Source organism: Streptomyces sp. NPDC058877 (genome assembly GCF_042742855.1).
In the GTDB taxonomy this organism is placed as follows: Bacteria; Actinomycetota; Actinomycetes; order Streptomycetales; family Streptomycetaceae; genus Streptomyces.
In genome coordinates this window covers 1-6,212 of the sequence record NZ_JBHYMF010000297.1, presented here as the reverse complement: position 1 = coordinate 6,212, position 6,212 = coordinate 1, and the positions used below count along the sequence as shown (strand labels likewise).

The following is a 6,212-nucleotide window of genomic DNA, read 5'->3' as shown; positions in this document are numbered from 1 at the left end:
CCGGAGAAAGTGGATCAGGCGGCCAACCGCAAGAAGCGCGGCTCGAAGGGCGGCCGGCCGGTCGGCCACGACGCGGAGCTCTACAAGGAACGCAACACCGTGGAGCGGTGCATCAACCGGCTGCGGAACTGGCGGGGCATCGCGTTCCGCTTCGACAAGACCCCGGAGAGCTATGAGGCCGGACTACATCTATGCGGTGCGATGCTCTGGCTCCGCAGCATCGCACCGCAGTCGTGATCGGAACTCCAGACAGGACCTAGTCGGCACGGTTGACCTTGGTCGTGACACCGTCTGCCAGGAGCTTCATGGTTCCGCAGGAACGCCCAACTCGCCTCCAGCCCCAACAGGTTGAAAAAGGCCCCTTGATCCTTCGGCTCCGTCCAGTCCGTCAGGGCCACGGGGCCGACCGTCGAAACGAGAACCGGCACCAGCCTGCCGCGCGGCAGGTGAGGGTCAGGCCATGGCCGGGCACGGAGCGTCGACTCCGGGCCACGTGGAGCGCCGTTCAACGGATAGGTCGTGTACGGGGTATGGCGCAGCGCCCGGCGGTCGGTGCACACTGCGCAACGCGCGTAGAAGTGACGTGCGGAGGAAACCTTCCGGTTCCCCGTGTGCAACCTGTTCCGCCTAGAAATTCCCTGCCGCCACGGTGTGTCCCCCACACCCCCGGTGCGGTGCTCCGCGAACCGTCCGCAACTGCTCGCGAAAGGCACCCTCATGTCACCTCATCACATACCTGTCAGACGCCCCCGCCGTATCACCGCGTTCGGCGCCGCCTGCCTGGCCGCCGCCGTGACGCTGGCCACGCTCACCACCGCCCCCGTGGCGAACGCCGCCGCCTCGGTTCCGTCGCAGGGATCGCCGACACAGCTCGACGTCGGCAACTGGAACGTCGAGTGGTTCGGCGCGCCGGACTTCGGCCCGACCGACGAGGCGCTTCAGCAGCAGAACGTCCGCGACGTCATGGCGGGCGTCGACATGGATGTCTGGGGTCTGTCCGAGGTCGTCAGCACCTCGGCGTTCGACGCCCTCGTGGCCGGCATGCCCGGGTACACCGGGGTCGTGGCCAACGACCCGATCGTGACGAACGGCGCGCAGTACTACTCGGACTTCGGCGACACCGAGCAGAAGGTCGCCCTCGTCTGGCGCTCCAGCATGGCCACCCTGGTGAGCGCGAAGGTCATCCTGACCGACCAGAACAGCAACTTCGCCGGGCGCCCGCCGGTGGAGTTCACGTTGCGCGGCACGTTCGACGGCGTCACCCGCGACCTCGTCTTCATCGTCCTGCACGCGAAGGCCGGGGCCACGCAGGACGCGTGGAACCGGCGCAACCCCGCGTCGCAGGCCCTCAAGTCCTACCTCGACGCGACCTACCCCACGCAGAACGTCTTCGTCATCGGTGACTGGAACGACGACGTCGACACCTCCATCGTTTCCGGGCAACCTTCGCCCTACGCCGACTTCGTGAACGACTCGGCGCGCTACACGTTCCCGACGCGTGCCCTGTCGCTGGCGGGCGTGGCGTCGACGACCAGCTACCCGGACTTCATCGACCACCAGCTCAACACCAACGAGGTGCGGGCCAAGTACGTCGCGGGCTCGGCGAAGGCCTTCCAGCCCCAGACCTACGTCCCGAACTACGCGGCGACGACGAGCGACCACTACCCGGTGCTGGCCCGCTACGACTTCACCCTCGGCGGTGGCGGTGGTACGAACCAGCCGCCCACGGCCTCGTACACATCTTCCTGCACCGCTCTCACCTGTACGTTCACCGACGGCAGCACCGACTCCGACGGCACCGTCGTGAGCCGCAGCTGGAGCTTCGGCAACGGTCAGACCTCGACGGCGACGAACCCGACCGTGACCTACGCGTTGGCCGGAACGTACGCGGTCTCGCTGACCGTGACCGACAACGACGGGGCCACCCACAGCACGACCCAGAACATCACCGTCACCGCCGGTGGTGGCGGCGGACCCGCGAACGTCATCATCAACGAGGTACTGGCCAACGAACCGGGCAGCAGCACCGCCGGCGAAGCCGTCGAGATCGTGAACACCGGCGGCACGGCCATCAGCCTCGACGGCTGGACCCTCCGGGACGGGACGGCAGTGCGACACACCTTCGCCGCCGGCACGACGCTGCAGCCCGGCAAGGCGATCACCGTCTTCGGCGCGAGCTCCGCGATCCCCAGCGGCATCGCGGCGGTGGCGGCCAGCACCGGCCGCCTCAGCCTGTCCAACAGCGGCGACCAGGTCACCCTGCGGGATTCGACCGGAACGACCGTCCAGTCGATGACCTACACCTCAAGCCAGGCCAACTCCGACGGCGTGTCCATCAACCGAAGCCCCGACGGTTCGGCCACCGGCAGCTGGGTCAAGCACAACACCATCAGCTCGCTGTCCCGCTCGCCCGGCCAGCACGCCGACGGAACCGCGTACTGAGCCCCGAACCGCCAGCACGGACCGGCCGACCTGACAGCCGTCCATGCTCCTCACCAAGCGTGGGTGATCGGTCCGCGCTGCTCAACGAGCCCGGCTCGGGAAGATCCGCGTACCCCCTCCCTGAGCCGGGCGCCCGCAGCCAGAACGCCGGTGGCCCGGGGCGGGGAACGGCCGCCTCGGCCTGCTCCCGCATCGCGGCCGAGCTCGGCACTCAGGTGGGGAGCCACGATGAGCAGGTCTGGCCGACATCCAAGTCCCGGGTGGCCGTTTTCAGGGATCGCCCTCACTGGTGCGGTGGTGCGCCGGTCCAGTGCGCACCGAGGCCATCCGGTGCGCTGGCGAACGGCTTCTTCGTCAGTCTGCTGGCCTGAGCACCGGGTGGAAGGCAGCCTCGGTCCACTTGATCTCGCCGCCGTGGTCTTCGGCTCCACCTAGCTGCACGCACTCGCCGAGGTCATACACGAGCGACGGCGCGAAGGAGTTCGCCGAGGACTTCGTCGCTGCCTGGGCCAAGGTCATGAACCTGGACCGGTTCGACCTGATCCGGCCTGACCGCACCGCACCCCCGCTGGGGTCGGCCGCGCAGAACCGGCCGTCCCGGCGCCCCGCGGCCCCGGTCCCGGGGCGCTCCCTTCTCCGACGCGCTCCCGCGCAGGCAACCCGGCCGGCCGAGCTGCCGGGCCAGCGGACCGGGGCTATCGTCCAGGCATGCAGCAGCCGACCGCCCGCCCCCTGCTCCTCTTCGCTCTACGGGACCCGCGCGTGGTGGACATCGTCGGTGGCATGCTGCGCGAGCAGGGGCACGACGTGCTCCACACCACGGACGGCCCCGCCACCCGGCGTGCGCTGCGCGTCCGCCATCCCCAGGGCGTGCTGCTCAGCCTCGACCTGCCCCGCTCCGACCCCTGGCAGCTGCTCGCCGAGCTCCGCGCGCACGACCATGGGATGCCCATCGTGGTCACCGCGCCGGTGTACGTCGAGGTCGACGCGGCTCGCGCCTACCGCCTGGGCGCTGACGACTACGTCACCTACGCCCTCTCCCGGGAGCAGGGCCTTCCCCGGCTCGCGGCCCGCTTCCGCCGTCTGCTGCTCCGCCCCGAAGTACCCGGAGGCACGGGAGCGGGCGAGCGCGTCGTGATCGACCGGGCCTCGCACACCGCCACCGTGGCGGGCACGGCGCTGGACCTCAGCCCGCTGGAGTTCGACCTCCTCGCCGCCTTGGCCGCTCGCCCCGGGCAGGTGCTGAGCCACGGCCAGTTGCTGCGGGAGGTGTGGGGCGCCCACGAGGACGGCGCCCCGGGCCGGGTGAAGTACACCGTGCTGCGGCTGCGCCGGAAGATCGCCGCCGTCACCGGAGGCCGTACCGGCATCTCCACCGTCCGGGGCGTCGGCTACCGCTACCATCCGGTCGACTGACCCAGCGCGGCCGGGACCTCCGTCACCCCTCGGCCCGGGACCTCCGTCACCCCTCGGCCCGGGACCTCCGTCCCTTTCCCCGCCCTCCGCCCGCTCCGCAATCGAGCCGCACCTCTCGTACACCCCTCCCGCAACCCGGCCCCACCACCGTGGAGAGACGAAGAGGGCGAACGGTACGCAAGGAGGGCCCGATGCGTGTGGTGGCCGTGGTGCCTGCGCACAACGAGCAGGACCGCATCGTCGCCACGCTCGCTGGCCTGTATCGGCAGCGGCGCGTCCCGGACCGGATCGTGGTGGTCGCCGACAACTGCACCGACCTGACCGCCGCGCTCGCGGAGCGCTGCGGCGCCGAGGTGTTCGTACCGGTGGACAACCGGGACAAGAAGGCCGGCGCCCTCAACCAGGCGCTGCCCGGGCTCCTCGACGGACTGGGCGAGGACGACCTGCTCCTGGTCCAGGACGCGGACACCGTCCTGAACCCCGGGTTCGTGGCCTGCGCCGTCGACACCCTCGCAAAGGACGACGACGTCGGCGCGGTCGGCGGCATCTTCTTCGGCGAGGAGGGCGGCGGACTGCTCGGGCTCCTCCAGCGGATGGAGTACGAGCGCTACGCCCTGGAGGTGCACCGCAAGGGGAACGAGGCCGTGGTGCTCACGGGCACGGGCACCGTCTTCCGGACCCGCGTGCTGCGCGAGGTCCGCACCGCCCGCCGCGCGGGGGTCATCGGTGGCGGGGACGGCCACTACAGCCTGGCCTCGCTCACCGAGGACGACGAGATCACCAAGGCGGTCAAGACGCTGGGGTACCGCACGGTCTCCCCCGATGCCTGCTGGCTCGTCACCGAGGTGATGCCGACGCTGCCCAAGCTCTGGCACCAGCGGATGCGCTGGCAGCGCGGGGCGCTGGAGAACCTGCGCGACTACGGTCTGAACCGCGTGACGCTGCCGTACTTCGGACAGCAGCTGATGCTGGGCGTCGGCGCCCTCGCCCTCTCGCTCTTCCTCACCTTCACGGTGCTGACGCTCGCAACCCGCGGCTGGCAGGGCTTCTCGCCGTTCTGGACGGCGATCACGTTCCTCTTCGTCCTGGAGCGGACCCTGACGGTCCGCCGGGCGGGCCGCCGGGCAGTGCTTCTCGCCCTGCCGCTCGTCCCCGAGCTGTTGTACGACGCGTTCCGGCAGCTGGTGTTCGTGAAATCGCTGATCGATCTGGCCCTGCGCCGGCAGGAACGCTGGGTCGCCACCTGACGGCCCCCGGGCCGAAGATTGGAATCCTCATGTACGGAAAGCCCATCGGTGCCAGCGCGGTTGGCGGCGGAGGCGCCGGGCTCGCCGCCACCGGCGGCGGCCTCTCCCCGCTCGCCGTCCTCGGCCTCGTCGTGGCGGCGACCACCCTGATCGCCGCAGGACTGGCCCTGCGCAGCCTGGTACCCGTCATCCGCGGCAGCGGTCCCGACCGGCGCCCCTGACCCCGGGCCCGGCGCGCTCGGGCCCGGAGGCGCCGGACCCCTGGAACCCCGGAACCCCGGAACCCGATGATCTCCTCCCCTACAGACGTGTGGAGGAGAGAAGAGGGCTGCGACGGCGCGGTTCTCGCACCGATTTCGGGCCTGACGAGGCGTTCCTCTCCGGCATCGGGTGCCGGGTGCCAAAGGGGGGTTCCCAAGGGCCCTCCGAAGGGGGCACCCAGGAGGTCCCCTTGGGCTTGCCCAGCGCGGGCCGGCCTTCGAGTGCGATCGACCCGAGCGGTGCCGCTGCCCGGCCCTGGGGTGGGTGCCCGTCATCGTCTGCTCTCCCTCGCTGCCCGGGCCGGGGCCGTCAGGGCGAAGGAGCAGCGATGCGCAACGAGCGCCTGGTGCTGGCGCGCGCGGTCCACTCCGCAGCAGGTGCGCACCGCTGACCGCACCGGGTGGGAGCGCACTGGTGCGGTGGAGCTCACCCACTCGGTGCGCCTCCACTCGGTGGGCGGTGCGCGCACTGGTGCGGCCGGCGCGCGGGAGTGGTGCGCACCGGGTTGAGGTGGTGTGTTTCTCCTAATCCAGTGCGTAAGCAGATGGCCTGGGCCCATGCAACGACCCTTGACCTGAGCCGAGGTCAAGGCATCTCAGGGGAATAAAAAGTCGAGAGGGACCGCGAGTCTTGATCACCACTGAGGCCGCTGATGAGCTGGCCAACATGGATGATCTCGGACCCGTTGCGTGGCCGACTGCACCAATCAAGGCCGAGAGGCTCGTGCTGCGTGAGTCCGAGGCCTGGGACCGTGGGTCGTGTCCCGCCACGTGGTGTAGAGGATCACGTTCCACTTCGGCAGCGTGCCACCTGTGACCACCGCGTTGGTGCCGAGGGGGCAGTAGT

General features: G+C 70.3%; 5 protein-coding genes and 2 pseudogenes. 6 read left to right on the top strand and 1 reads right to left on the bottom strand.

Going from position 1 to position 6,212, the window contains the following annotated elements:
• Nucleotides 1–237, top strand: a pseudogene (locus ACFW2Y_RS34220) (IS5/IS1182 family transposase); the annotation flags it as partial.
• Between the two features lie 480 nt (nucleotides 238–717).
• A complete protein-coding gene (locus ACFW2Y_RS34215) occupies nucleotides 718–2,442 on the top strand; it encodes a lamin tail domain-containing protein (protein ID WP_384887182.1) in 1,725 nt (574 codons plus the stop codon).
• A 354-nt stretch (nucleotides 2,443–2,796) separates the two neighbouring features.
• On the opposite strand, the gene ACFW2Y_RS34210 is transcribed toward ACFW2Y_RS34215, so the two are convergent.
• Nucleotides 2,797–2,961: a hypothetical protein gene (locus ACFW2Y_RS34210; protein WP_384887179.1), complete on the bottom strand. Its 165-nt coding sequence runs from the start codon at nucleotides 2,959–2,961 to the stop codon at nucleotides 2,797–2,799.
• A gap of 189 nt (nucleotides 2,962–3,150) precedes the next feature.
• Here ACFW2Y_RS34210 and ACFW2Y_RS34205 point away from each other — a divergent pair, with 189 nt between their 5' ends.
• From ACFW2Y_RS34205 to ACFW2Y_RS34190, 4 genes and pseudogenes are all read left to right on the top strand, one after another.
• The gene (locus ACFW2Y_RS34205; RefSeq protein WP_384887176.1) at nucleotides 3,151–3,858 is read left to right on the top strand and encodes a response regulator transcription factor; all 708 of its coding nucleotides are present in this window, start codon (nucleotides 3,151–3,153) and stop codon (nucleotides 3,856–3,858) included.
• A 191-nt stretch (nucleotides 3,859–4,049) separates the two neighbouring features.
• Nucleotides 4,050–5,105, top strand: a complete 1,056-nt coding sequence (locus tag ACFW2Y_RS34200) for a glycosyltransferase (protein WP_384887174.1) — start codon at nucleotides 4,050–4,052, stop codon at nucleotides 5,103–5,105.
• A gap of 29 nt (nucleotides 5,106–5,134) precedes the next feature.
• Complete coding sequence (locus ACFW2Y_RS34195; RefSeq protein ID WP_384887172.1) at nucleotides 5,135–5,326, top strand: hypothetical protein; 192 nt, start codon at nucleotides 5,135–5,137, stop codon at nucleotides 5,324–5,326.
• A gap of 706 nt (nucleotides 5,327–6,032) precedes the next feature.
• A pseudogene (locus tag ACFW2Y_RS34190) lies at nucleotides 6,033–6,125 on the top strand (GNAT family N-acetyltransferase); the annotation flags it as partial.
• Between the last annotated feature and the right edge of the window lie 87 nt (nucleotides 6,126–6,212).

Bases quoted from the DNA above. Each gene is read 5' to 3' on its own strand.
- ACFW2Y_RS34200 (WP_384887174.1), top strand. From the start codon at position 4,050: ATGCGTGTGGTGGCCGTGGTGCCTGCGCACAACGAGCAGGACCGCATC.
- ACFW2Y_RS34195 (WP_384887172.1), top strand. From the start codon at position 5,135: ATGTACGGAAAGCCCATCGGTGCCAGCGCGGTTGGCGGCGGAGGCGCC.
- ACFW2Y_RS34210 (WP_384887179.1), bottom strand. From the start codon at position 2,961: ATGACCTTGGCCCAGGCAGCGACGAAGTCCTCGGCGAACTCCTTCGCG.
- ACFW2Y_RS34205 (WP_384887176.1), top strand. From the start codon at position 3,151: ATGCAGCAGCCGACCGCCCGCCCCCTGCTCCTCTTCGCTCTACGGGAC.
- ACFW2Y_RS34215 (WP_384887182.1), top strand. From the start codon at position 718: ATGTCACCTCATCACATACCTGTCAGACGCCCCCGCCGTATCACCGCG.